Origin of the sequence: Aeromonas lacus, assembly GCF_000764665.1 — a bacterium.
In the GTDB taxonomy this organism is placed as follows: domain Bacteria; phylum Pseudomonadota; class Gammaproteobacteria; order Enterobacterales; family Aeromonadaceae; genus Aeromonas; species Aeromonas lacus.
Genome location: NZ_JRGM01000148.1, coordinates 1 through 1,991, shown reverse-complemented (window position 1 = coordinate 1,991; position 1,991 = coordinate 1). Strand labels below are relative to the sequence as shown.

Here is a 1,991-nt window from a genome sequence, read left to right as displayed (position 1 = left end):
GCGTGCTGACGTTGGTGCAGACCGTGACCGATGCGGATGGCGACCGTGCCAGCGCGTCTGTAGACCTGGGTGCCAACGGCGTGTTCCGCTTCGAGGATGACGGCCCGCGTGCCGGGCTGGCAGAAGAAGCCCCGCGTCTTGGTGCGACCGTGGACGAGAGTCTGGTCAGTCTGGGCGGTGTTGGCAGTGACGGGGTGGCCAGTGCCAGCTTGAGTGCGGCCAATGTGCAGGCCCAGTTCGCGCCGGCCTTCGGGGCGGATGGGCAAGGCAGTATCGGCTACAGCCTGGCGCTGACCGGCAGCAACGTGGCGAGCGGCCTGTATGCGGTTGACCCGCTGGCCGCTAATGGCAAGGGCGCGGCCATCGAACTCAATCAGGTGGGCAACGTCATCACCGGCAGTGTCGGTACGGTGAACTACTTCACCCTGACCATCAACCCGAGCACCGGGGAAGTGACGCTGGCCCTGCTGGACAACGTCTGGCATGGCGACACCACCAGTGCAGATGACAGCGTGGCGCTGACCTTGGACCGCGGCGTGCTGACGTTGGTGCAAACTGTGACCGACGCCGATGGCGATAGCGCCAGCGCGTCAGTGGACCTTGGCGCCAATGGCGTGTTCCGCTTTGAAGATGACGGTCCCAAAGCAAGCAATGTGCAGGCTGCATTGGTACTTGACGATGAAGGTCTTGGTGGCGGGATCAATGGCGGTTCTGGTGATGTCGCAGGGGCCAATACCAGCGTCAACGGCAACCTGAGTTATCAGGCCGGGGCTGATGGCCTCAAGTTGCTTGAGCTCTCCGGCCCGACTTCGTTGGGAAGTGAAAGCGTAACCTCCACGTGGGATGCACAAAGCGGAACCTTGTCTATCAGTTCCACTCGGGGTGTCTTGATGACGGTCACCATTACTGACCCGATCACTGGTGCCTACTCGGTGAAACTTCTGCAGCCCTTGATGCACACAGGGGTCGATACCGAAGATAATCTAACCCTCAATGTGGGCTACAAGGTGACAGATGGTGACGGGGATAGTGCCAGTGGCGTACTTGCCGTCACCATTAACGATGATACGCCGACAATCCAGGTGGGTGAGCTGTCCCTGACTTCCTCAGTCACCTTCCTGGGTAGCAACGCCGGTTATTCAAATAGCTATGGCTACTACATCAAAGGTGATGATGGCACCCCGTTGTCCGGTAAAGTCATCTGGGCAAATGTTCACAGTCAGAGTGTGGGAAGCCAGACAGATATCAGTTCGCTGGATCCTGCTCATACCGGATTCTTTGTTATCCCCAATGGCGGTGCCAATCCCGGTCTTGTAGATGGTGCCGCTGTCACCTTCCAGTTGATTAATGGCAAGTGGCAGGCATTCGTTGGCAGTACTGCGTTGAGTGGTGCCGATGGTGCCAACATCGTGTTCAGCGATGCGAGCCTTAACCCTGGCGGTTCACATTTGCAGGATACTGGTAGCGCAGGCAACCAGAACTGGGAGGATATGACCCTCAACTCGGATTACGACTACAACGATGTCAGCACCACTGTGACTTGGGGCGGTGCTGTGCAGTTGCAGGTCGATGAGTCGAGCCTCAATCATGATGCAACAGCTGACTTCAGTGGTGTGTTCAACGTACAGCCGGGGGCAGATGGTCTGGGTGCCCAGAGCTACAGCCTGAATGTACAAAATGCCAGCTCTGGTCTGATTGATACCGCCACTGGTGAGCAAGTTCAGTTGAGCATGAATGGTTCGACCCTCGAAGGACGCACTGCCACCACTGGCCAGCTGGTATTTAGCCTCACGGTCGACGGTAGCGGCAAGGTGACCCTTGATCAGCTGCGGGCTGTAGTTCACCCAACCTCTGATCCTGATGAAGCTACCTTTCTGGGCTCTGGCCACGTGAATTTGACTTTGACCGTCACCGATAAGGATGGAGATCACGCAAGCGGGGTTCTGGATATCGGTAAGGTCATCAGCTTCAAGGACGATGGTCCGAGTATC

General features: G+C 57.7%; 1 protein-coding gene. It reads left to right on the top strand.

Annotation, left to right across the window (positions count from 1 at the left end):
- Positions 1–2 precede the first annotated feature (2 nt).
- The coding region (locus LG31_RS21480; RefSeq protein ID WP_050513478.1) for a DUF5801 repeats-in-toxin domain-containing protein at positions 3–1,991 on the top strand (1,989 nt) is incomplete at its 3' end.